The following is a 23,112-nucleotide window of genomic DNA, read 5'->3' on the forward strand; positions in this document are numbered from 1 at the left end:
TGGCTATAGCTACTATTTCATTCTTGGCGAATCTTAGATTTTTCACAATTCGGCTCTGGGCGCTGACCAGAAGGTAATATAGGAGGACAATGTTTGGGCTTTGAAGGACAGTTGTTTTTACTAATTATTGTTCCTTTTTTAGGAGATTTTTGCAGGTTAATTTCTGTATTTGGAGGCAGTTTTTCTCTTATTTTATCAAAATTTGTAACAACAGGAACACCCCACCCGTCAGAATAATTTTCGTTTGGATCTTTGGGAATAGTTTCACAGGTATTAGGATCGTATTTTTTACCTATCTCGTAGGCTAATTCTGCCTGGATAGCTACCACCTGGCCTTGGGAATTAAATATAGGCCCGCCACTGACCCCTTGGAAAATATTATTGGTGTAGCGGACATCATAACCATCCTTTGGATCGGACCTAAGTTCACATATTTTTCCACGAGTAAACTGAGGGATTTTTGCTGGTTTTCCTGATGCTTGGCAGAGATTCAATCCAAAAGCATAAACTTCGAGATCGGGATCGATTGAGTTTGCTAGTGGAGCAGTCCTATAGCTTTGACCGGGTTCAGCTTTGAACTCTACCACTGCTAGATCGATTTTTTTATCGATTGTTTTTATCCGATCGTTATAATCATGTGCACCCGCAATTCTATGTTTTTTATCATCTGTTTGAGTTTCCAATTCGTAAGGATCTTCACTCTCACCAAGTAGAGTGCCGACAACATGAGCTGCTGTTAGGACATAATAAGTATCGCCACTTTTAGCAAAAATTACCCCCGATCCAGGAGAGCTTCCACTACCACTAATAAACACAGTTGTCTCTTCTGCTAGTTCTTTTATTTCCTGTTCTCTATCAGGCGGTGAGATAGTTTTCTTGGGTATTTTAGATGGTAAAACACTAGGGGAAATTGGATTTGTAGATGTAGGGGGATTCGGAGTTTTTGTTACACTATCTCCAGCACAACTGACAACCATAATAATTATTATGGTAATAATTATCCATGTTTTTGATATTCGCTTCAGCCTATTATGTAACCACATAAATCATTATTTTTATGAACTCAATCGATAAAATCACTCTACCTTACCAGATTCTACTATATTATGGATTTTTTCCAAATAACCTTGATAAATGTCTGTTGTTCCATCAGGATGAGTAATCTTCACTTCAATAGTAGGGTGATTAGGGGCAGTATGATTTGTAACTATTAATTTCTGAGAGGTAGATGTTGTAGAAGGTATTTGTGAAGCAGATGTAGAATCTTTTAATTCACCATTATTCCCTCTGTTTAAAATTTTCTGACTAAGCCATATTGAAAAAATCACAATTACCACTAAAAACAAAATTAAGATGATAATTTTTATTTCTATATAATCGTATTTATCAGTACCTGGAGATTGACTGTCCGCTGTATCATGTGGTGACTGCGAAGGTGTAGAAGACGTAGAATCTGTAGATGTCTCCCCTCCTTTTGAAGCTTTAGGATTCGGTTCCTCCAGTGGAGTTTTGGGAGCTAGCTCGTTGTATGTTTCTATTGGAATTCCCCAAGCAAAGTATCTCATGAACTGTTCAATATCTGGCGAAGGCTTAGAATCGTCAGTAAATATGTAAGGGTTCGGAGCATTCGCGATTGGCGGTTTTGGATACTTACCCTTACCGTTTATAGCTACTACTTTACCTGCGGATGTGAATACAGGTCCACCGCTAGATCCAGGGCTCGTATTATTATCGTATCCAATTCTATAGCCTGCTTCTAAAGTTTTGTTTTTCAAAAGCAACGATAAAGGAGCTACTAATCCCGGTACTATTTTAAACTTTGATTTACATGGACTAGACTCACAGGGAAACCCAGCTACAAAAATTTTTTGCTCTGGCTTCAAAGTAGATGAATCTCCCTGTTCGGCTTCTTTATAGGAAATCGAACTACTAAACGACAACAGCCCTAAATCATTTCCCTTAAAGTCGGCTTCCGTGTACTTAGATGCCTGATAAACTTTATTATCCTCAGTTTTTATTTTATACTCTCCTTTTAAACCTTTGATGACGTGATTGTTAGTCAGCACTAGATAAACGTATTGCGAATTAGCCTCTTGACTTTTTTCTCGTCTGACTATAAATCCTGACCCCCCTACTTCCTCATTATTATCTGGCAATACTTTAAAAACTTTGACTGTAATTTCCTTAGCTTTTTTGCTTACTTCTTCATCTGACAATAAGGCAGCCTTAGTTGTAGATGGTTTTGGGGATTGCGCTAAATTAATAGCCTGTGGCTGTAGAGCGATCGCAACACTACATACACAGGCTAGGCTGATGGCTTTCAGGGAATTATGCTTCATTTATCCAAGTTACATACAGTACAAATAACAAAAAACAGGGTCTTTGAACTTGGAATATTCAACTTATAAGTGAGAAGTGGGTTTGCCAACTTCACCCGTAACTTACAGATAATCCAGATAGAGGAAGCCTTCTAATTCCTGCAAACATATTTAGCACTCTTTTTTAAACCTTGCAACTGCTGCCGAACATTTACATATAGACGACATCCACTGGCTTGTGTGGGGATACCATCAAAGTCACTTCCAGCCAAGTTAAGTAAATCTGCGATTACTTCATCAGGTTTCCTTTTACCGTTTGGATCTAAGGTATAAACCAATCCCTTCTCCTTGCAACCACTCCCCTGAGAGTCTGCAACACAGATAATAGGATATTTGTCCTGCTTGCCGTGAGTTAAATGAAACGGATCTTGTGCGCGCAGGTGATTATTAAGTCTTTCGCTCACTTCACGGCAGCGTTTTTCAGGGGTATAATTTGCTAGGGCACCGAAATCAGAAGTCCAGCGGATATAGGCTTTTGAACCTCGTGGACCTTCAGCGAAAGTTGTCCAGACTCCTCCCGATTCTTTTTTACAAACAAAACTATACTCGGATTGAGTTTGGGTTTGAGCTTGAGTCAGCGTAGTGGGTAAAATACCAAACGCTAATCCCACAACGGATGCTGTTACTAGAGATATGGATTGCCAGTTTTTCATGTGTAGACCTAGCTCTTTCAAGTGCGAAATTCAAAAAACAGATTATTCATTAATGTAGCACAAACTATCTAGATCTGCAAACAGATTTAGCACTAGGTTTCCCTTGCAAACGCAACCGAACATTAATATATAGACGACAATCTTTTCCAAAAAAAGGTTTCGGATCCAAATATGCAAAAACAGGAGGGCTTGCCACAAAGTCATTAGCACTTAGTTCTAGTAAGTCTTTTAAGGTTTGTTCGGGAGTGCGAATTCCTTGCGGGTCTAACGTATACACCAGGCCTTTGCATTCACGACCCTCAAAATCTGTCAAGCAGATGATAGGATACCGAGCTTGCCTACCATAGGTCAAGTAAAAAGACTTCTGAGTTTGGGCGTATAAGTCCAACCTATTACTAACTTCTCGACAGCGTTGTTCGCGGCTATACCCCACTTTTCCACCAAAGTTAGAAGTCCACCGAATAAAGCTTCTGTCACCTCGTGGCGTTTGAGCTATGGTTGTCCATTCACCTCCAGATAGCCTGCAAACAAAACGGTATTCCCCATCAGCAACAGCGGGGATGCTGGGTGTTATGGTAGATGCTATTCCAACGATAGCTACTGTAAGGATAAAAAAAATGCGACTGTTCATAAATTATATAACATCAAAATTCATGACTGAAATAATTGCTTGAGGATAGACATTCTGCCTGTTTTTAGCCCATCCTAGGAGGTAAAAAGAGGAAAAATAGATAAAACTAAGATTTGCAGGTTTTTGGTTAAGGATTACAGCGCTTACCAACAGGCAGAATAGGAGGACACTTAGGAGGATCTGATTGAGGAATATTTTTTTTGCACCATGATGTTTTTTGGCAAAATTCTCCTATATTTATCAAATTTGCTGAGATTTCTATTCCTCCTTTTATAATTATTATACAAAATATCAATAATTTAATTATTATGCTTAATTTAGTAGGTTGATTGCTCTGAGCGGAGCTTATATTACTTACTAGCGAATTTCGTCTCATTACCTTCAGCCCTCTACAACTACCTATCTAGTTTCAAGTTGGATTCCTGACATTTGTAGTGCCAGTTTTTCTCATAATTAAATTGCAACCTCATTATTCGCACCGCTCACCAACAGGTAGAATTGGAGGGCATGGCTTTTTGTTTTTGTAACCAGAACCTGAGTTTGATGGAGATGAGTTTGATGGATTGAGCTGGGGAGCTTGCGGTTTACCTGGATTTGCTTTCGGAGGGTGTGGTACAAAAAGCAGCCCAAGCGCAAAAGCTAAGATCGTAACCAAGGGTGTTGCGATCGCAAACCACAACCACATAGGCAGCTTGGATATTCTCCCTCCTAAATTTTGAACCGATGGAATGGTGGAACGTAAAATAGGGGCTACTACCACAGTAGCCGTAAAACCTGCTGAATTTAAATCGTTTAGCACCTCCTCTGCTGATTGATAGCGACTTTTACAATTATGCTCCACCATCTTTTCCAAAATTTTTTTCAGCTTATTACTAGCATTGAATGAATGAGACCACACAACCTTCCCTGTACTAGCATCTTTGAGTTGTCCAGGCTCCACCCCTGTCAAAGCTTCCAAAGCAGTCATCCCTAAAGCATAAATATCGCTGCAATATTCTGGGTAGCCTTGAATTTGCTCTAGCGGTGCATAACCTTCAGTATGAATCTGAGTTCCAGGAGAGGTGAGTTTAGTTACTTTCTGCTTGACTGCACCGAAATCTATGAGAACTATCTTGCCATCCCCATTTCTCTTAATGAGATTTTCTGGTTTGATATCCCGGTGAATATTTTGTTCGTGATGGATAAATATCAGAGAATTGAGTACATCCTCTAACAAACTGGCAACTCGATCCTCATTGAGCCTCGTATTGCGATTTAGTTCATCACGAAGGGTACATCCGTCAATGTATTCCTGCGCTAAGTACAACTCTTGACCCTCTGACAAGTATCCTATGTACTTGGGAATCAAATAATTTTTAGGGTTTTCCGTTAAATTCTTTAAAAATTTGGCTTCGCGCTCGAACAACTCCTTTGCCTTGGCAAAAGTTGTAGGGTTATTACTGACAAAGATGAACCGCTTCAGAGCGCATCGCCTACCCGAATCGTGCCAATCTTCGGCTAAGTAAGTTTCGCCAAAATTCCCATTGCCCAAAATATGGATGATTTTGAAACGTCCACCCCCTACTGATTGACCCATCGGTAGAGTTTGCCCTTGTCCTATCATTCTACCCTCCTCCAGAGATCCCGCTCAGCCTGCTCTCCTATAAAGCTTATATTAATCCCTGAATAGAGATATGACAACTCCCTAATCCTAAAATATTTTTCGGTCAGCCGACAGTATAATACGAAATCCGCGTTCGTTACTCTCTCGATCGCTCGGTGATTGAAATCACTTTTGACCTCAAACTCTCATGTAGCAATGCGCCAGTCATAAGAGTTTGAGGTCGAACTATAGCGTTTCTCAGAAAGATGAGGTATGCCGAGGTATGCTGCAACCCTTATAGTCTCAAGCTTTTCTTAGCAAAATGGGCACCTCACTTTTTAGAGAAAGGCTATACACAAAATTTAGTCCGCGAAGGCGTACTAATAAATAAAGGGTTATTTAAGCCAGATTTAGTATAAAAAGCTCATATTTGCATTTATATGCGGTTACAAATCACAAAAACAATACCGCCGAACACAATCTAAGTCCCTACTTCCAACCCAACCACCGCAACAAAGGCACAACTAAATAATGACTGACTCCCAAACAAAGCCCGATCGCACTTCCCAACAAACCAAAAAATGCAATTGAACTCCCAATCTGCAACCAGCCGAAGGAATCACCAGATGACAGCGATAAAATCTCCAAAAAACTCCCTGGAAAAATGCTCAAAGCATTCAAAAACAGAAACATTCCCGTCGAACAACCAGCCACCACCAAAGCGTGCGCTAATTGGTGACTCCGCAAACCCATGCCGATGGTTAAAGTGGCGATCGCAAATGCCCCCAAAATAATCCCCTGCACGCCGCTAAAAGCACTCGCTTCCATCCAGCACAAACTCGCTAACAAATAGCCCTGAGCACCCATCAATCCCGACAGCCAATACTGTTTTTGCTGGCGAAAACTCCCCGCATCCGTCAAACCTATCGCAGTGCCCCAGCCCGCAAAAGCAAACAACAGCACTTCCGGGCCGACATTAAAACTCATATAAGGAATTAATTGGTGCAAACCTTCATTCAAAAAATTCGCAAATTGCGGGCCAATAGGCGAAGAATAGGCTAAAACTAAACCGCCGATCGCCCCTGCACTTCCGCCAACCCCACCGAGCACCATTTCCCAGCCCGTATCTAGAGAAGCTACTACAATTTGGGCGATCGCGCCGAACACCAAAACTGTCAAACTTGCCGTTTTTTGCGCCGTCGCTACCACTACTTGCCGGCAAACTTCCACAATAGCTTGACTGACAGGCGCTAACGCAATTTTGCCCTTACTCTTAGCATAAATATCCTGCAAGCGCGATCGAACATCCGACGCCGAAGCCGGACGCTGCTGTATATTCGATCGCACCATATCATCTAACAAATTCGCAAAAGCTGGAGTCACAGACACAATATGTCGCCAGCGCAACTCCCCCGTCATCGGATCTTCAATTTCCGCCGGATACTTCCCCGTCAGCAAATGAATGCAAGTCCGCCCCAGCGCATAAAAATCCGTCGCCGGCACCACACCGCCGCCCACAATTTGTTCCGGCGGGCTGTACCCAGGCGAAATCAACCGCGTCGAGCTCGGAGAATCTTTCCCCACCGGTTCCCCACCGCCCATCTGTTTAACTCCCCCAAAGTCGATCGCCACCAACTGCAAACCGCCCAAACCCTTACTCAACAAGACTTGGGGCGATTCCGGGTCTCGCAGCATCAAATTGGAGGGTTTAATGTCGCGGTGAATAATCTGACACCGATGCAACTCCTCTAAAATTTGCACAGCTTGACTCAGCCAGCTAAACACCCATTCCTGCGGACATCCCTGAGGGTGATCTTCAAGAATTTCTTCTAGAGTTTTGCCGTGAATCTTTTCCATTACCAAACAAGGTAAGCGCCTCGCTGTGGCATTTCCATCCCCGCTTCCGAAATTTTGGGTTTGCACGTGAAAATAACCGTCCGGCTCGACTCTTGGAACCCCGGGGTGGCGCAAAATTGCCAAAACCCAAGCTTCTTGCTCGAACAGTTTTAGCGCTTTCGGAGAAGTTTCGAGCAACAATTTGAGGACGCGCTCGGTTTGAGTTTCTGTGTCCCAAACTGTGTAGATTGCTGCAAAACCCCCGGTACCGAGCCCTTGTAGAGGTATGTAGCGATTTTTTAGCCGCAGCGGAGTCCCGCAACTCTGACAAAAATTGTTGCCCCAAGTCTGAGGGTAAGGCCTTGGGCAATCTGGATTGATGCAGTGGACGGCTTGCGAAGGGGGGTGAGGCACAACCAGAGTAAAGATGGGACTAGATATCCATAGTAGACTTACGTGCAGCTAACGCAGAAACCCGGTTTGCCGCACAAGTCCTGTCCATATTATGTGCTATGCTGCCGACTTTTGACTTTCTAGGTAGGTACGTTGTTGGGCTTCAGCCCTCTTTACATATATTAGAAGAGGGCTAAAGCCCAACAACGTACCTTTGGAGTTCTGTAAGTATTTATAACTAATTTTTTCCTACCCCCAACCCAAAATTTAATATCTATAATTTAATCGATCTCCACCATGATTTAAGTATTTATGACTAATTTTTTCTCCTTCTCCAATCTAAAATCTAAAATTTAAAATCTAAAATCTCATCGATCCCCAGCACTTACCCCTGCATCCTTCGCCACTTTTGTTTGATAAGATATGTTACATAAGATTTCCTAATGTAAAGCTAAATAAACAATACTTATGATGATTAAAAGAATATTAAAATTGCAGTGCGCCACTTTATTGATATATTTCTAAGAGCCTGCGATCGGGCAAAAAAATTAAGCGAATACTAGGAAGCGAGATATGGCTTACGCGCAAACCCAAACTCAATCAAAGGCTGGGTATAAAGCCGGAGTTCAAGACTATAAACTAACGTATTACACACCGGACTACACGCCGAAAGATACAGATATTTTGGCAGCATTCCGCGTCACACCTCAGCCAGGAGTTCCCCCAGAAGAAGCTGGAGCTGCTGTGGCCGCTGAATCTTCCACCGGTACATGGACAACTGTGTGGACTGACCTCCTGACCGACCTCGACCGCTACAAAGGTCGCTGCTACGACATCGAGCCAGTTCCCGGTGAAGACAACCAATACATCTGCTTCATCGCTTATCCTTTGGATTTGTTTGAAGAAGGTTCCGTCACCAATCTGCTGACCTCTTTGGTCGGTAACGTGTTCGGTTTCAAAGCTCTGCGCGCTCTCCGTTTAGAAGACTTGCGGATTCCCATTGCTTACCTGAAAACATTCCAAGGCCCTCCTCACGGTATTACCGTTGAGCGCGACAAATTGAACAAGTACGGCCGTCCTTTGCTGGGTTGTACAATTAAGCCCAAATTGGGTCTGTCTGCTAAGAACTACGGCCGTGCCGTTTACGAAGTTCTGCGCGGCGGTTTGGACTTCACCAAAGACGACGAAAACATCAACTCGCAACCATTCATGCGTTGGCGCGATCGTTTCTTGTTCGTTCAAGAAGCTATTGAAAAAGCTCAAGCAGAAACCGGCGAAGTCAAGGGTCACTACTTAAACGTAACCGCCCCTACCTTTGAAGAAATGATGGAACGGGCTGAATTCGCCAAAGAAATCAAAACCCCCATCATCATGCACGACTACCTGACCGGTGGTTTCACTGCAAACACCAGCTTGGCCAAATGGTGCCGTCGCAACGGTATTCTGTTGCACATTCACCGCGCCATGCACGCCGTTATTGACCGTCAAAAAAACCACGGTATCCACTTCCGCGTGCTTGCCAAGTGCTTGCGGATGTCCGGCGGCGACCACCTGCACTCCGGTACAGTTGTGGGCAAACTCGAAGGCGAAAAAGGCATCACGATGGGCTTCGTAGACTTGATGCGCGAAGACCACATCGAAGAAGACCGCAGCCGCGGTATTTACTTCACCCAAGATTGGGCCTCCATGCCTGGTGTCATGCCAGTTGCATCCGGTGGTATCCACATCTGGCATATGCCAGCTTTGGTTGAAATCTTCGGCGACGACTCCTGCTTGCAGTTCGGCGGCGGCACCTTGGGCCACCCTTGGGGTAACGCACCTGGTGCAGCAGCTAACCGCGTTGCATTGGAAGCTTGCGTTCAAGCTCGTAACGAAGGCCGCAACCTGATGCGCGAAGGCGGAGACATCATTCGCGAAGCTTGCAAATGGAGCCCTGAACTGGCTGTTGCTTGCGAACTCTGGAAAGAAATCAAGTTTGAGTTCGAGGCAATGGATACCGTTTGATGATTTTTGGTTAGAGATTTTAGGTTTTAGGTCGCAAACTTGCTGTTAAGTCTTTATCTTTGAAGAAGATTTACAAGTAAGTTTGCATCCAAAATCTAAAATTCAAAACCTAAAATTTGAGGGAGCTGGGGTCAAATGGATCTCAAACAAGTTGCGAAAGACACCGCTAAGGTGCTGGCAAGTTACCTAACCTATCAATCCGTGCGGATTGTTGTAGCTCAGTTGAGCGAAACCAATCCTCCTCTGGCAATCTGGCTGAATGACTTTTCCACCAAGGGCAAAATCCAAGATGGAGAAGCTTACATTGAGGAACTGCTGAGGGAAAATCAAGATTTAGGATTTCGGATCATGACTGTGCGAGAGTATCTGGCTCACGATGTGACGGAATTTTTGCCAGAAATGGTTTGTACTGGCATTCAACAGGCGAATATGGAACACAGACGCCAGCATTTGGAGCGAATTACGCAGCTTAATTGGTCTGTGGCTAGCAGCAATCCTGAAACATCCTCAATAGATTCTGAACCGAATCTAGATAATTTGTCGAGTTAATCGATCGAGAAGTGCGATCGAACACACACCTTAGAGATACAAAAAATGAAGACTTTACCTAAAGAGCGTCGTTACGAAACTCTGTCATATTTGCCCCCGCTGACAGACGCCCAAATTGCCAAGCAACTGCAATACATCTTGGATCAAGGCTACATTCCCGGCGTAGAATTCAACGAAACCTCTGCCGCCGAAATGCGCTACTGGACATTGTGGAAGTTGCCTTTGTTTGGTGCTCGCAGCGTCCAAGAAATCATGACTGAAGTTCAAGCTTGCCGCTCTGAAAACCCCACCTGCTACATCCGCGTCATGGGTTTTGACAACGTGAAGCAATGCCAAGTGCTGAGCTTCATCGTGCACAAGCCAAACACCAGAGGCTACTAAAAAGTATTGGCTGGCTAATCTAACTTTTAGATTAACAGTCATTACAGATTTGAGGCGGGGAATATTCCCTGCCTCTTTTTTTTGTATAGCAACCGCCACTATAGCAGTTGACAGTTGACAGTTGACAGTTGACAGTTACATGGTAGAGGTATCAAATCGTTGATGGTAGAGGGTTGGCGCCTCTATTCATGAGCTCCTGAATGTCCTAACCGCTGTGGCGGTTGCTATATAGCAATCCTAAATGAGTCCTAAATTTTTGACCCCACCCCAACCCTGCCCATGAATCAGGGGAGGGAGTAAGAAATTCAAAAATGATTTAGGATTGCTATATCAAACGCGGACATAAATAGCCTCATGAATAGAACCCTGAACCCTTGCTTCATAAACGGTTTTGATTCCGGTACTATTCTATTCATAACTGTCAACTGTTATCTAACAATCTAAATCACCAGATTTTTGCCATCCGCAAGACAAATCCTGGTAACTCCGGATCGCCGCTCACTGTTTCAGGATTATCCAAGATTTCAGCTTCTCGATCGGGACGGTAGATGTAGACTTTTCGGTTTTGGCGATCGATCAACAATCCGAGTGATACACCGTTATCAATATATTCTTGCATCTTTTTTTGCAATCCCTTGAGAGTGTCACTAGCAGACCGCAATTCAATCACAAAGTCTGGACAAATCGGTGCAAATGAGGCTTTTTGTTCTTCAGTTAAGGCATTCCAGCGCTTTAGTTTAATCCATGAGACATCGGGGGATCTGGTTGCTCCATTCGGCAAGGTAAAGCCGGCACTGGAATCAAACGCTTCACCTGTGCCATCTTGTTCTGCCCAGTTCGCAAGTTGCTGAGCAATTTTAATGTTGCGGTTCCCTGTATCTGAAAAGGCTGGTGACATAATGATAACTTCCCCAGTGGCAGTACGTTCAATTCTCAAATCGCGATTAACTAGACAGAATTCATAAAACTGTTCAACAGTCATCGATTCGATCGCAGGGAGATTGACCGTCATTGGGACGCTTTGGGTTTGAATTAGCAGCGTCGTCATGGTTTTTCCTCATTTGGTGTAGGCGTGACAGAATACCTTGAGCTTACCCGATCTTAGCTTGGCGATCGACAGTTTTAGTCGATCGGGGAGTATTGTTTAACGACTTAAAATGATTTACAATCAGAGAGCGAGATCGTCCTGCTGGCACTGCAAAAGACAAGAATCCGCCAGCGGAATAATTGCATTGCATTATTACAAAGAAAACGTCACCCCAAAGTAAACCAATGCCGGATAACAACGAAATCGAAACAGACAGTACCCACTCAGAAGCAGTTCCGCCAGCAACCGAAATAGCAGAAACCAACGATCGATCGGAATCGAAGGTGCAGTCTGAACCAGGAGATACATCAAATTGGTTCGGTTCGGTATTCGGAGTAGTCTCTGCAAAGGCGAGTGCGGTAGGAAATGTGGCAGCGAGTGCCGGAAGTACGATCGCGAATACTGCGAATGCTGTGGGGGACGCAGCAGGTAATGCTGGAAGTGCGATTGTTAATACTGTTAGTTCGATAGGCAATGTGGCTGCGAGTGCTGGAGATGCGATTGTGAATACGGCGAGTGCAGTAGGAAATGCTGCTGCGAGTGCTGGAAGTGCGATCGCGAATACTGCGAATGCTGTGGGGGACGCAGCAGGTAATGCTGGAAGTGCGATTGTTAATACTGTTAGTTCGATAGGCAATGTGGCTGCGAGTGCTGGAGATGCGATCGCGAATACAGCGAGTGCGGTAGGAAATGCGGCTGCGAGTGCCGGCAGTACAGCAATGCAAGTTCCCAATTTTTTGGGTTCAGCCCTCGATTTGATTTCCCAAAGTCCTATCTTGAAAAAACTGACTGAAAAGTTCAAAATTGACTGGTTAGTCAGGGCGATCGATACTGTTGATGTCGTGACTGCCGAGGCGCAAGTTCGAGAGTTGCAGCGCCAATATCCTCACGAGAAACCTCAAGAAATCGCACATCGCTTAATGGTGGAAAAAGCCTTGCTAGCGGCAGGAAGTGGCTTGGTTAGCAGTTTAGTTCCGGGCGCGGCTTTGGCGTTGGCTGGCATGGATTTAGCGGCAATGACGGCCTTATCTGCCGAGTTGGTTTATCAAATTGCTGCCGCCTATGGTATGGATTTGCGATCGAGCGATCGCAAAAAAGAAGTTGTCGCTATTTTCGGTTTATCCTTGGGTAGCAACTTAGCGATCGAAGCTGGAGTTACGCTTGTTAGTAATATTCCCTTGGCGGGTGCGGTGATTAATGCTAGCGCCAGTGCGGCAATGATTTACTCGCTGGGATACGGTGCTTGTCGGTTTTACGAAGCGCATCTCGATTCCTCGGAAATCGAAACCAAGCTCGAAGATTTACGAGAGGTATTGCAAGCGGAAAGCGAGCAATATTTAGAAAGAGCGATCGCACAAGAAACACTAATGGATTGGATTTTAGTCTATGTCGTCTATACCACCCAACAATTCACCAAATGGGATGAGTTTTTAGCGCAATTACAAGCTGCGAATTTAAATTCCACGTGTTTAGCTGAGATTGAATCTGTGAAAAATAAGTCTAAATTGCCTCCCAAGTTGGATGTTTTACTCGAACAACTCGAACTCGACTTTGCCGAACCACTTTTAAAGCGATGCACTGAGACGATCGAGGCTGACGGTGAAATTAATGAGCGAGAGGGGAAAATTTTGCTGAAAATTAAACGGGCTGTTTTGAGTAAAAGAAAGCAAGCCCAAGAGCAAGTGCAGCAAACTTCGATCGAGGATGCGGTATCGGAACCTATACCAGCACAAACTGAAGTCCAGTCTGAATCGCAAACTTCCTCTTCTGCTCATTCTTCTTCTACTAAGTTTAGTACAAATATGCTGAAAAAATTCAAGCAGGTTTTAGCAGTTTCTAAGCTGTTAGAAGTGCCAAAAAATGGAAATTTAAGCGATGATGGCTCGCAAACTCGCCCCTTATCTTCTCATCTTCCTTCTAGTAAGTTGAGCGCAATTCTGCTGAAAAAATTTAAGGATATTTTAGCAGGTTATACCCAGTTAGAAGTACCAGAGATTGGGTATTTAATCGATCGGGTCGATAGAATGACAGGAGAAGAGTTTGAGGAATTTTTAGCCTGCTGTTTTCGCAATCTCGGTTATGCGGTCGAAATGACACCCAAAACGGGGGATTTTGGTGCTGACTTGATTCTCTCTAAAGCGGGAAAGAAAACCGTTATCCAGGCAAAACGCTATCAAGGAAAAGTGGGAAATTCTGCCGTGCAAGAAGTGGTTAGTGCGGTTAAGTATTACGGGGCACAGGATGCGATCGTGATTACCAACAGTAATTTTACATCCAATGCTCATAAACTGGCTCAAGCGAATGGAGTAAAACTCTGGGGACGAGAACAGTTAATCGATCTAGTGATGCGAGCTAAAAAATAACGAATCTATAGCAGTTGACAGTTGACAGTTGGCAGCAATTACCAATTACCAATTATCAACGATCTCAGGTTCGGTCGATTACCATAATAAAAAAGGTTCGTAGTGAGGACTTTAGTCCTTACAATCGAACGACTAAAGTCCTCACTACAAACATTATCGATTAAAGTCCTCACTACAAACATTATCGATCGCGCGTCGCTAATTGATAGGACATGATATCCTTCGGCTATAGCTTGCAAATAGCTTTTAAAACTTGCAGCAACAAAATTGAAGGTTCGGGTTCCATCAAAGTCAGAAATGGCATTAGCTGATAGGTTGGGGGGTTTCCTCTGCGGATATTGACAAACTGATAAAACTCTCCGCTAGTTGCCAATCCCCAAACAGACTCTTGATATTCTAAACTTTTACAGGCGTAAGTTAGAAGTTGGGGCAAACCTGCGCGGGGAGCAATTAGACTATTTTTAGATTCTATTACTAAAATCCAAAATCCTATATCAGTCGCGATTTGTTTCTCTTTATTGATTGCTAAAATGTCAAATCTGCCTGTAATCGTTGTGTCTTCATCTTCTATAGTTATGTTAGCAATGTCTTGTTCTAGACTCATCTTGATTGGGCGGCGGTAGAACCCAGCTAATCGCATTAAAGGAAAGGTAGTCAGAGCTTGTACGAGTCCTTCAGAGACTCTTTCAACAGAGAGGTACTCGCGAAAATCGTTGCGAATTTGTACGAGTTCTAGCTGTTCTATCTCTGTTAAGGATTCTAATGATAAAAAGGTTGTGTACGTATCGTTATTAAGCTGTTCTTGGAATTTCAAAAATTGATTGACTTCACTGAGCGTTAGATTTTTGGCATTAATAACTGTCATAGCTTTCAAACAAATTAAGTCTCTCTTGTAATTTTAACATATTCGCAAAATTAGGTTCGTAGTAAGGACTTTAGTCCGTTTATCTTTTGCTTTAAGGACTAAAGTCCTCACTACGAACCTTATCCATCTGATCGATTAAAACTCGATCGACTATTTCATAACTTTAAGGACTAAAGTCCTCACTACGAACCTTATCCATCTGATCGATTAAAACTCGATCGACTATTTCATAACTTTAAGGACTAAAGTCCTCACTACGAACCTTATCCATCTGCTCCACTACAACTCGATCGACTATTTCATAACTTTAAGGACTAAAGTCCTCACTACGAACCTTATCCATCTGCTCCACTACAACTTCATCAACTATTTCATAACCCCAACTAGAATGTCTGGCTGCAAGTTGTTTTGCCATGTGGTATTCGCCCAAGGTGCAAAGTTCTGTTAACTGCTGAAAACCTAAATCTTTCTCGTGCTGCAATCTTTGCTGGCGCAATTTTTCTCTTTCTGAACTTGAAGGACTCTGCCGCTCGATACCCAGCGGATTTATATCGCTAATTCGTTTCATTTTAGCCTCATTAAAAAGGGATTAATTCGACTATTTCACCATCAACAATTTCGTATCCCCAGTCTGGGTTAGCAGCAATTTGTGTTTCAACTATACTTCGACCTAGAGGAGTTTTGTAAGCTTTTTGCAAAAACGAAATACTCGGGATTTCGTCGGTAGTTGGCTGCTCCTGTTGTTGTTCGAGCTTTGGGGGTTCTGGGATTGTGTCAGATGTCGATTGATTCAGGGCAAATTGCGGCGCGATCGCCCCTAATTTTTGCATGACGCTATCCTTGGTGATTTGCGGTTTTTCGTTGAAGGAAGACGGCAGATATGGTGTGTCAACGCCCTGCTGTTTTGCTTTGAGCGCATCATCAGCAATACGATCGCACTTTCGCAAAAAACCCTCCCACAAATCCTTACCCAAAACCGGATTTCTCAAATCAGCACGGGCTTTAGATACCGCTGCTTCCAGCGGTTCGCCCTTGTGTACGTAATACTGAATTCGCTCCTCCTCAAACGCCGGATAAGGCACTTCCGGCTCAATTTCCCACTCCCGCTTAACTTTCTGACTTTCTCCTAAAGGAATTCCGGCAATAAACTCGTCCCAAAAAGTCGAAGTTAAGCCCTTTGTCATGCTATCAATAATTTTAAAAGCCCATCCCGAAGGATTGCCAAACCATAGGTTATGCTGTCTGGCATATTCTTCTAAAGCTCGCTGAAAGTTATGCAGTTCTTCTTGGGAATTCCAAGGCCCGCTAAATCGGTAATTTGGATTGACTGCAACCGCTATTTGCTGGCGGGGTTGCCCGAAAAACTTGTCTGTTTTAACTGTACGCTCTGGCGGGTAAGTTTCGGCGACTATTTCTACAGGAATATTGTTGTTTTCGCGGCTTGTTTGTGTTATACTATTCCCGGAATCAGGTATCAACAAGTTATTAACTTTTTCTTCAAAAGCGTCAATATCCGCCCAAAGTTCCAGAGTGTTGAGATTTGTGGATTTTTGCTTCAGGAGCGATCGCACTTTCAGCAGCCGTATCGCTAATTCCTGTTCTTCGCGATTTAAACCAGTAGCTGTTTCAATTTCGCTGCTGTTAGTTTTCACCCATTCGCCGGAGTTAGACTGTTGTGTTTGCCATTGCAATAATTGGCACAGAAAAATGCTCGCTGCGACTCCCCCAGTAATTTTGCCTAGTGTCGGATAGTAGATGGCGGGATTTCCTAGATTTCCTAAAAATATTCCTATTTTCATTTTTATATCCCTAATTCCGTTGAATCCTAATACCAATTTAATGGGTCGTTGCACATATCTCGATCCCCCTCGCATCCCCCGAATAGTCGGGGGACTTTGAGAATAATCTTGTCCCCCCTCTTATTAAGGGGGAGTAGGGGGCAAGCTAAGGGGGGATCGGATTCTATGCAGCCTCATAAAAAATTGGTATAAGGTAGAGCTACAAGCACCTTACCCTTGAATTTTAGGATGCGAACTGCCCACCGATAACTCCACTCAAGTAGCATCAAAAAACTTAAGATTTTCTTTAAGCTTCTGTCTATTCCTGACTGAATGGAGTTTCTAGAGGAAAGACGGGGATCGCATATTCGATCGCCTGATTGACAGAACCGAGTTAAACGTAATAATAAATTATTTACTGTACATTTCCCCCCAAAATGAATTCAGAACGTCAAGAGGCTTATTTGAACTTGATCGAGCGAGTGCTTACCTGTCCCAACGGCCAGGAACCAGAGGTTTTAAGTTCCTGTTCCGATTTAATAGATGCGGGATTTGTGCAGATGCTAATCCAGATATCAGCTTCAATGGCCCGGGAAGGTGACGAAGATACTGCTAATTTTTTAGTGCAACTTGCTCGCTTGCTGGGGAAATCTTTGGGTTTGTCACCGGATGTCGTACCTGCTGGCTACAGTCGCGCACAGTATTAGATAAGCGTAGCTATCTCTACGCAATCCCCTCGTTGTATCATGTTTTAGGAAATTGGGGAATCTTAACTCCATCGATACCTTTACAATTGATATTCAAGAGGCTCGCAAAAATCATTTACCCCAGTTTTAAATACATAGATAATCACCGATGTCACCAAAATCTGCGGGCAAGTTTTGGCAGCAACTAAATCTCTAAAAGCAGCATTCAATTGTCCGTTTATCAAATCTTCTTTTATCTCAGATTTGCAAATAGCAACGCGGCATCTTTTTGCCAATCCGTCCAACCAGTTTTCAGAGATATTCGGTTCTTGTCCAGCTTGAATTGCTAGAGAAATAGCTGCATCTTCGATATTGCCTTCACAATCTTCGATTTCGTCTAGGGCTTTGAGGGCTGCGGGATATTCCGCTAATTGCGATCGAAATTGGGCAATTTCTTGTGAGGTAATAATCACCATAAGATTTTCCTGTGTTTTCGGCTCGCGGATATTTTTAGCAGTTAAAGTTGGTATTATAGCATTTTTTGCTTGAGGTTGGGATTGGGCGATTCACGAAGAGGGATAGCTACGCTGCGGGTACTTAATTACATTTGCAACTGATTTGGGCTGCTTCGCAATAGCAGGCCTGGGGGTTAAATCCTCATCTCAAAGCGGAACTCCGCGCGATGGAGACTGATGTTAAAATTGATTAGTTTCCTGTGTAATTGCGAAGTTAAGGTAATAAATCTGTTACTGACAAACAAGTGACTGAATATCAAGACTGCAACCACTTCACAAACTTATCCGTCGCCGTACCTATCGACTCTCCCACCTGTTTCTTCAAACGCCACCTCTGAAAAGCTTGTTCGTAATCTTCCCCTTCAGTTTGATAAACATTCCAAGCATTCAGCGACAATCCCAATCCCCAGGTTAGTAAAATGAAGAGTGACCAAGAAAGCTCGTGGGATCCTGCTAGATTAAACAAAACTAAAAAAGTATTGACAATGCCGTACTTTGTCAAGTTTTTTCGCAATTTGCCGCGACGGTAAGAGTTAAAAACCAGCTTGTCTTGAGATTCCCCTCTAGTGGCTAACCATTGCTGTTCCGCCGCCACGATATCCTGTTCGGAAATGCCTAATTCCGCCCCAATCTCGAAAAGCTGCACTCGGGAAAGTTCGCCGTCATCTTGTCGCCGTGCGATCGCAAGCTGTAAAATACCTTGAGCATCCTCCGCACCGTAAATTTGATTTATTTGACCGTCATTGGTTGCCATAACAAGTTTCCTATAATTCCTGATATCCTTTCTATCATAGAGACAACCGGTGTTAAACGGTAGGTGGTGCCATTGGCGGATTTCAACACCCGGAAACTGCCGAAAGTCGATCGCACCAGCTTTCCGGTCTATCCTACAAGATAATTGATTAGTTGTGGAACAGATATTTTGCTTGTTGCTGCTGTATTGTGCAACAGGCAAGAAAGCCTGTCCCTGATTGATGGTGGAATAGGCCAGAAAGCGTGTCCTTGATTGATGGTGGAAAAGGCCAGAAAGCCTCTTACTGCTGTTTGTGGAAAAGGCCAGAAAGCCTCTTGCTGATTAGTTGTGCAAAATATAGCGGTTCTCAAGCATAGTGAGGTATGCCCTATGCCCTATGCCCTATGCCCATTAGTACCTTATATTTCTGAGAAAGGCTGTATCAATTCTAACCCAAAGTATACATCCAGCCATCCCGCGCGCAAATCCTTACAATGCCATCCCAAACAACAGGTGTCGCCTCAAACGATAAACCCGGCTTAAATCTCCCCGATTCTTTTACCTTCAAACGGTAAAACTCGCCCTTAGCATTTTTCAAAGCATTCTTATCCCCCGACTTTGCTCGTTCCCACTTCAACTCAAACAAATAAACACCATTATATCCCGCACTAATTAGTTTATTGCCATCAGTAAATATCGGAGTTGAAATCGAAGCACCAATCTCCTTTTTAAACACAATTACCGGAGTATCATAAGACTGATTCCGCCAAGGTACAGAATTCTTTTTACCTGTAATCGTATCTTGGGAACCGATGTACAAATTGCCATCGATCGCATTTGTGGCAAATAGCGCTGGAAACCCCCCAGGATTGTACTCATCATTCAACGCCACCGAACCGATTATCCCCCCTTCCCAGCCTGAAAGTCGGCGATTGCCTGTAGGTAAAAACCATTCGACACTGGCATTTGGTTCTTTGTTGGGATTTAGTTTGAGGACTCCGCCGTTACCTGCAATGTATTGTTTCTCGATCGCACAAAACAATTTCCCCGATTTAGATATTACAGCACTTCCATCAATATCTGAACCAGTATAGAAATCCCATACTATCTTTTTGGTTTTAATACTGATTCCATAAATATGTCCGGAACCCGCAGCTATAAACAGTCTATCTTTGAGCCGAGAAGGTGATGATTCTGCTACCAAGTTACCGCCGTGCTTGCTGATATCTCCGGGCGCATAAAGCTGTACTTCCGACAAGATCTGCGGTTGCTTAATTCCTTGTTTAACTTTCGCTTTGCTCGCCGAACTATTGATAAAATAGCCGATCGCATTTTCCCCCACATTGAACAACAGGCCATCGCCCAGATACAAAGCACTGCTATCGTTATCCTGACTGTAGCTGGGCGTTCTCCGGATGTCCAACTTCCACAGTTCCTTACCAGTTCTAAAAGATATTGCCCTAAAACTCGGGACAACATTTTTGCCACCACCGCCGCTGCGGCTGCCTTGCAAAATCACAATTCTGTTTTCAGCGTTGGCTGTTTTGTCGATATAAATTGTTGAACTTCCTTTAATTATATCATCAAATTCATAGCGCCAAACTTCCTTATTCGTCGCCATGTCTATTTTGTGCAAATAGTGGTCGAAAGAACCTATAATTAAATAAGTTTTATCCCGGTCTCTGGTAATTGTTGGCTGTCCTGTCCAACCGGCACCACTCCAAACTTGAGATTGCCTTCCCAGAAAAGTCCGGCCGCTTCCTAGCTCAAATTTGCTAATTAACTTCAAGCCTTTGGGGATACCTCTGCCGTAAAACCTGCGTTGGTCATTTCCTAAAAAAGTCGGCACAAATAATTCTACTTCGGGAATTACTTTTTTAGTCGGAACTTTCTTACTATTGCTTTTTAATACCGCTGAACTCGATGGTTCGGCTTGGTTTGAGGGTTCAGCTTGGCACTGTTTGAGAATAGCGGGAGGAACTGCGGCACTCAGTAAAAATTGCCCGAGCCGTTGATTGAACCTTCTCCGAGATGATAAACTCATAGTAGCTCTCAATAATCAATCATCATATTAAAACACGATCGAGGCGATCGGCATGAATAAATTTAGCGAGAGTGCGTCTAAATAAAGTGTCTAATGTTGATTGAAGGTTTTCCGACACAATCGACTCATTTTCAACCCAGATAACTTAGCTATCAGACAATATTATTGGGATAATACCGTTGTCGAAGTAAAAGTCGGTAAAACACAGATACCGAGATTGCTGTGCTGTTAGCTTGAGTCAGCAATGGCACACAAAACTGTTAACCGAAGTATAGCCTTTCAAGTGAAAGATGAGGTACTGATGCGAATAGGGAATAGGGCATAAGGCATAGGGCATACCTCACTTTTTTGAGAATCGAAGTATATTGAGTGATAATTTTAAAAGAGGGCGAATGAGAAGGATACAACTACAACATCTGGCGCTAAACTGCTATAGAAGTAACAAGCGCAGTCAGCACGAGTTAAATTATCTTTGATTATGGTCAACCGTCTTGCTCAATCCCAAAGCCTTTACCTGCGGAAACACGCCGAAAACCCGATCGACTGGTGGCCCTGGTGCGATGAAGCCTTAGAAACGGCCCTGAGCCAAAATAAACCGATTTTTTTGTCAATTGGCTACTCTAGCTGCCACTGGTGTACAGTGATGGAAGGAGAAGCATTTTCCGATCGCGCGATCGCCGAATACATGAATTCGCAGTTTGTACCGATAAAAGTCGATCGCGAAGAACGCCCGGACATCGACAGCATATATATGCAAGCTTTGCAAATGATGACCGGCCAAGGCGGTTGGCCGCTCAACGTTTTTCTCACTCCCGACGAGCGAGTTCCCTTCTACGGTGGCACTTATTTCCCCGTAACTCCGCGCTACGGACGCCCCGGATTTTTAGAAGTGTTGCAATCTATTCGCCGCTTTTACGACACAGAAAAGCGCAAGTTGCAAGCCTTCAAAGGAGAAATTTTAGACAACCTCCACCAGTCGGCGCTGCTATCAGTAGCAACCGCAGAATTAAATCGCGAAGTCTTCCAAAAAGGCTTAGAACTCAATACCGGAATTATTGCCGGGAGTAACCCCGGCCCCAGTTTTCCAATGATGCCCTATGCCGAACTCGCACTGCGGGGAACGCGCTTTAATTTTGATGCAAAATACGACAGCAAACAAGTCTGCACTGAGCGCGGATTAGACTTAGCCTTGGGCGGCATTTACGACCACGTAGGCGGGGGATTTCACCGCTATACGGTTGACGCGACTTGGACTGTGCCGCACTTTGAAAAAATGCTCTACGACAACGGTCAAATTGTGGAGTATTTAGCTAATTTGTGGAGCGCGGGGATTGAAGAGCCGGCTTTTGAAAGTGCGATCGCGCGGACAGTAGAATGGTTGAAGCGAGAAATGACCGCGCCAAGCGGCTATTTCTACGCAGCACAGGATGCTGACAGTTTTACCCCCCCTACCCCCCCTTACCAAGGGGGGGCAACGGGGGGGTCTGAGCCGGAAGAAGGAGCGTTTTATGTTTGGACTTACACCGAACTACAAACCCTGTTAACTATCCAGGAATTTGCTGAAATTCAAGAAGCGTTTGATATTAGTCGCAGCGGCAATTTTGAAGGCAAAAATGTATTGCAGCGCCGACATCCTGGAAAACTGAATGCAACGGTAGAAACGGCATTAGCTAAACTTTTTGCTCTGCGCTACGGCAACTATCCAGATGCTGTGAAAACCTTTCCGCCCGCCCGCAACAATCAAGAAGCGCAAAACAACAGTTGGCCGGGGAGAATTCCCGCAGTTACTGACACCAAAATGATTGTGGCTTGGAATAGTTTAATGATTTCGGGTTTGGCGCGGGCGGCTGCTGTTTTTGGCAATGTTGAGTATGTGGAATTGGCTGCGAAAGCTGCTAATTTTATTTTAGACAATCAGTGGGTTGACGGGCGGTTTCAGCGGCTGAATTATGACGGACAATCTGCTGTGGCGGCGCAGTCCGAAGATTATGCTTTGTTTGTGAAAGCTTTGTTGGATTTGCATCAAGCGAGTTTGATGTTAGGAAACGGGGAATCTGTACAGCAATTGCCAAATTCTCAGTTTTGGCTGGAGAAAGCTGTGCGGGTGCAAGATGAGTTTGATGAGTTTTTGTGGAGCGTGGAATTGGGCGGGTATTACAATACTGCTAAGGATGCTAGCGGGGATTTGTTGGTGCGGGAACGCAGTTATACTGACAATGCTACTCCGGCGGCGAATGGAATTGCGATCGCCTCTTTGGTTCGCTTGGCGCTGCTGGATCAGAATTTAGAATATCTCGATCGCGCCCAACAAGGTTTGCAGGCTTTCAGCAGTATTGTCCGAGACAGTCCCCAAGCTTGTCCGAGTCTGCTTTCGGCTTTGGATTGGTACCAGCATTCTACCCTAATTCGCACGTCGCCCGACCAGATTCCTGGATTGATTTCGCGGTATTATCCGACTGCTGTCTGTCAGATTGAGGCTGATTTACCTGAAGGTGTTATCGGGTTAGTTTGTGAGTGTTTGACTTGCAAAGAACCTGCGAAAAGCCAAGAGATGCTGTTAGCAGAAATTTTGCACAGTCAAACGCGAGTATAGAAGCAGAAGGACTGAAGTCCGAACTATCGAACCTGTATAGA

Annotated in this window: 19 protein-coding genes; 6 read left to right on the forward strand and 13 right to left on the reverse strand. The window is 44.0% G+C overall.

What is annotated here, in order from left to right; translation table 11 throughout:
* Positions 1 to 17: 17 nt before the first annotated feature.
* From QZ918_RS10150 to QZ918_RS10175, 6 genes are all read right to left on the reverse strand, one after another.
* Positions 18 to 977: a S1 family peptidase gene (locus tag QZ918_RS10150; protein WP_293334164.1), complete on the reverse strand. Its 960-nt coding sequence runs from the start codon at positions 975 to 977 to the stop codon at positions 18 to 20.
* 99 nt (positions 978 to 1,076) lie between these two features.
* Positions 1,077 to 2,339: a S1 family peptidase gene (locus QZ918_RS10155; RefSeq protein ID WP_293334167.1), complete on the reverse strand. Its 1,263-nt coding sequence runs from the start codon at positions 2,337 to 2,339 to the stop codon at positions 1,077 to 1,079.
* A 131-nt stretch (positions 2,340 to 2,470) separates the two neighbouring features.
* Entirely contained in the window at positions 2,471 to 3,031 is a 561-nt protein-coding gene (locus tag QZ918_RS10160; protein WP_293334170.1) for a COP23 domain-containing protein, read from the reverse strand.
* Between the two features lie 64 nt (positions 3,032 to 3,095).
* A complete protein-coding gene (locus QZ918_RS10165) occupies positions 3,096 to 3,662 on the reverse strand; it encodes a COP23 domain-containing protein (RefSeq protein ID WP_293334173.1) in 567 nt (188 codons plus the stop codon).
* 469 nt (positions 3,663 to 4,131) lie between these two features.
* Positions 4,132 to 5,265, reverse strand: coding sequence for a serine/threonine-protein kinase (locus tag QZ918_RS10170; RefSeq protein ID WP_293334176.1), 1,134 nt, complete (start codon positions 5,263 to 5,265; stop codon positions 4,132 to 4,134).
* Between the two features lie 468 nt (positions 5,266 to 5,733).
* The gene (locus QZ918_RS10175) at positions 5,734 to 7,494 is read right to left on the reverse strand and encodes a serine/threonine-protein kinase (RefSeq protein ID WP_293334179.1); all 1,761 of its coding nucleotides are present in this window, start codon (positions 7,492 to 7,494) and stop codon (positions 5,734 to 5,736) included.
* Between the two features lie 552 nt (positions 7,495 to 8,046).
* Between QZ918_RS10175 and QZ918_RS10180 the strand changes: the two genes are divergently transcribed.
* The 3 genes from QZ918_RS10180 to QZ918_RS10190 all read left to right on the forward strand — a co-directional run bounded on the left by QZ918_RS10180 (position 8,047) and on the right by QZ918_RS10190 (position 10,407).
* Positions 8,047 to 9,477 carry a form I ribulose bisphosphate carboxylase large subunit gene (locus QZ918_RS10180; RefSeq protein WP_293154026.1) on the forward strand — a complete coding sequence of 477 codons (1,431 nt, stop codon included), beginning with the start codon at positions 8,047 to 8,049 and terminating at the stop codon, positions 9,475 to 9,477.
* A 135-nt stretch (positions 9,478 to 9,612) separates the two neighbouring features.
* The gene (rcbX, locus tag QZ918_RS10185) at positions 9,613 to 10,026 is read left to right on the forward strand and encodes a RuBisCO chaperone RbcX (protein ID WP_293154023.1); all 414 of its coding nucleotides are present in this window, start codon (positions 9,613 to 9,615) and stop codon (positions 10,024 to 10,026) included.
* Positions 10,027 to 10,071: 45 nt separating this feature from the next.
* Positions 10,072 to 10,407 carry a ribulose bisphosphate carboxylase small subunit gene (locus QZ918_RS10190; RefSeq protein ID WP_293154020.1) on the forward strand — a complete coding sequence of 112 codons (336 nt, stop codon included), beginning with the start codon at positions 10,072 to 10,074 and terminating at the stop codon, positions 10,405 to 10,407.
* Positions 10,408 to 10,852: 445 nt separating this feature from the next.
* On the opposite strand, the gene QZ918_RS10195 is transcribed toward QZ918_RS10190, so the two are convergent.
* On the reverse strand, positions 10,853 to 11,455 hold the full coding sequence (locus QZ918_RS10195) for a Uma2 family endonuclease (protein WP_293154016.1): 603 nt from the start codon (positions 11,453 to 11,455) through the stop codon (positions 10,853 to 10,855).
* Between the two features lie 224 nt (positions 11,456 to 11,679).
* On the opposite strand from QZ918_RS10195, the gene QZ918_RS10200 reads away from it, so the two are divergent.
* Positions 11,680 to 13,857, forward strand: a complete 2,178-nt coding sequence (locus QZ918_RS10200) for a restriction endonuclease (protein ID WP_293154014.1) — start codon at positions 11,680 to 11,682, stop codon at positions 13,855 to 13,857.
* Between the two features lie 226 nt (positions 13,858 to 14,083).
* On the opposite strand, the gene QZ918_RS10205 is transcribed toward QZ918_RS10200, so the two are convergent.
* From QZ918_RS10205 to QZ918_RS10215, 3 genes are all read right to left on the reverse strand, one after another.
* Positions 14,084 to 14,722, reverse strand: a complete 639-nt coding sequence (locus tag QZ918_RS10205) for a restriction endonuclease subunit R (RefSeq protein WP_293334182.1) — start codon at positions 14,720 to 14,722, stop codon at positions 14,084 to 14,086.
* Positions 14,723 to 15,029: 307 nt separating this feature from the next.
* On the reverse strand, positions 15,030 to 15,290 hold the full coding sequence (locus QZ918_RS10210) for a hypothetical protein (RefSeq protein ID WP_293334185.1): 261 nt from the start codon (positions 15,288 to 15,290) through the stop codon (positions 15,030 to 15,032).
* 10 nt (positions 15,291 to 15,300) lie between these two features.
* Complete coding sequence (locus tag QZ918_RS10215; protein ID WP_293334188.1) at positions 15,301 to 16,521, reverse strand: hypothetical protein; 1,221 nt, start codon at positions 16,519 to 16,521, stop codon at positions 15,301 to 15,303.
* A 416-nt stretch (positions 16,522 to 16,937) separates the two neighbouring features.
* Here QZ918_RS10215 and QZ918_RS10220 point away from each other — a divergent pair, with 416 nt between their 5' ends.
* Positions 16,938 to 17,207: a hypothetical protein gene (locus tag QZ918_RS10220; RefSeq protein WP_293334191.1), complete on the forward strand. Its 270-nt coding sequence runs from the start codon at positions 16,938 to 16,940 to the stop codon at positions 17,205 to 17,207.
* A gap of 80 nt (positions 17,208 to 17,287) precedes the next feature.
* Here QZ918_RS10220 and QZ918_RS10225 read toward each other — a convergent pair whose 3' ends face one another.
* From QZ918_RS10225 to QZ918_RS10235, 3 genes are all read right to left on the reverse strand, one after another.
* Positions 17,288 to 17,662: a hypothetical protein gene (locus QZ918_RS10225; protein WP_293154004.1), complete on the reverse strand. Its 375-nt coding sequence runs from the start codon at positions 17,660 to 17,662 to the stop codon at positions 17,288 to 17,290.
* 295 nt (positions 17,663 to 17,957) lie between these two features.
* The gene (locus QZ918_RS10230; RefSeq protein ID WP_293334193.1) at positions 17,958 to 18,656 is read right to left on the reverse strand and encodes a 2TM domain-containing protein; all 699 of its coding nucleotides are present in this window, start codon (positions 18,654 to 18,656) and stop codon (positions 17,958 to 17,960) included.
* A gap of 226 nt (positions 18,657 to 18,882) precedes the next feature.
* Entirely contained in the window at positions 18,883 to 20,478 is a 1,596-nt protein-coding gene (locus QZ918_RS10235; protein WP_293334196.1) for a BamB-related PQQ repeat family beta-propellar protein, read from the reverse strand.
* A gap of 478 nt (positions 20,479 to 20,956) precedes the next feature.
* Here QZ918_RS10235 and QZ918_RS10240 point away from each other — a divergent pair, with 478 nt between their 5' ends.
* Positions 20,957 to 23,071, forward strand: a complete 2,115-nt coding sequence (locus tag QZ918_RS10240) for a thioredoxin domain-containing protein (protein WP_293334199.1) — start codon at positions 20,957 to 20,959, stop codon at positions 23,069 to 23,071.
* Positions 23,072 to 23,112 lie beyond the last annotated feature (41 nt).

Origin of the sequence: Microcoleus sp. CAWBG58, from assembly GCF_020883045.1 — a bacterium.
GTDB lineage: Bacteria > Cyanobacteriota > Cyanobacteriia > Cyanobacteriales > Microcoleaceae > Microcoleus.

Excerpts from the sequence above, each read along its gene's own strand:
- QZ918_RS10210 (WP_293334185.1), bottom strand. The coding sequence starts at position 15,290 with ATGAAACGAATTAGCGATATAAATCCGCTGGGTATCGAGCGGCAGAGT.
- rcbX (WP_293154023.1), top strand. The coding sequence starts at position 9,613 with ATGGATCTCAAACAAGTTGCGAAAGACACCGCTAAGGTGCTGGCAAGT.
- QZ918_RS10195 (WP_293154016.1), bottom strand. The coding sequence starts at position 11,455 with ATGACGACGCTGCTAATTCAAACCCAAAGCGTCCCAATGACGGTCAAT.
- QZ918_RS10160 (WP_293334170.1), bottom strand. The coding sequence starts at position 3,031 with ATGAAAAACTGGCAATCCATATCTCTAGTAACAGCATCCGTTGTGGGA.
- QZ918_RS10155 (WP_293334167.1), bottom strand. The coding sequence starts at position 2,339 with ATGAAGCATAATTCCCTGAAAGCCATCAGCCTAGCCTGTGTATGTAGT.
- QZ918_RS10180 (WP_293154026.1), top strand. The coding sequence starts at position 8,047 with ATGGCTTACGCGCAAACCCAAACTCAATCAAAGGCTGGGTATAAAGCC.
- QZ918_RS10215 (WP_293334188.1), bottom strand. The coding sequence starts at position 16,521 with ATGAAAATAGGAATATTTTTAGGAAATCTAGGAAATCCCGCCATCTAC.
- QZ918_RS10205 (WP_293334182.1), bottom strand. The coding sequence starts at position 14,722 with ATGACAGTTATTAATGCCAAAAATCTAACGCTCAGTGAAGTCAATCAA.
- QZ918_RS10170 (WP_293334176.1), bottom strand. The coding sequence starts at position 5,265 with ATGATAGGACAAGGGCAAACTCTACCGATGGGTCAATCAGTAGGGGGT.
- QZ918_RS10240 (WP_293334199.1), top strand. The coding sequence starts at position 20,957 with ATGGTCAACCGTCTTGCTCAATCCCAAAGCCTTTACCTGCGGAAACAC.
- QZ918_RS10190 (WP_293154020.1), top strand. The coding sequence starts at position 10,072 with ATGAAGACTTTACCTAAAGAGCGTCGTTACGAAACTCTGTCATATTTG.
- QZ918_RS10165 (WP_293334173.1), bottom strand. The coding sequence starts at position 3,662 with ATGAACAGTCGCATTTTTTTTATCCTTACAGTAGCTATCGTTGGAATA.
- QZ918_RS10235 (WP_293334196.1), bottom strand. The coding sequence starts at position 20,478 with ATGAGTTTATCATCTCGGAGAAGGTTCAATCAACGGCTCGGGCAATTT.
- QZ918_RS10220 (WP_293334191.1), top strand. The coding sequence starts at position 16,938 with ATGAATTCAGAACGTCAAGAGGCTTATTTGAACTTGATCGAGCGAGTG.
- QZ918_RS10150 (WP_293334164.1), bottom strand. The coding sequence starts at position 977 with ATGGTTGTCAGTTGTGCTGGAGATAGTGTAACAAAAACTCCGAATCCC.
- QZ918_RS10225 (WP_293154004.1), bottom strand. The coding sequence starts at position 17,662 with ATGGTGATTATTACCTCACAAGAAATTGCCCAATTTCGATCGCAATTA.
- QZ918_RS10200 (WP_293154014.1), top strand. The coding sequence starts at position 11,680 with ATGCCGGATAACAACGAAATCGAAACAGACAGTACCCACTCAGAAGCA.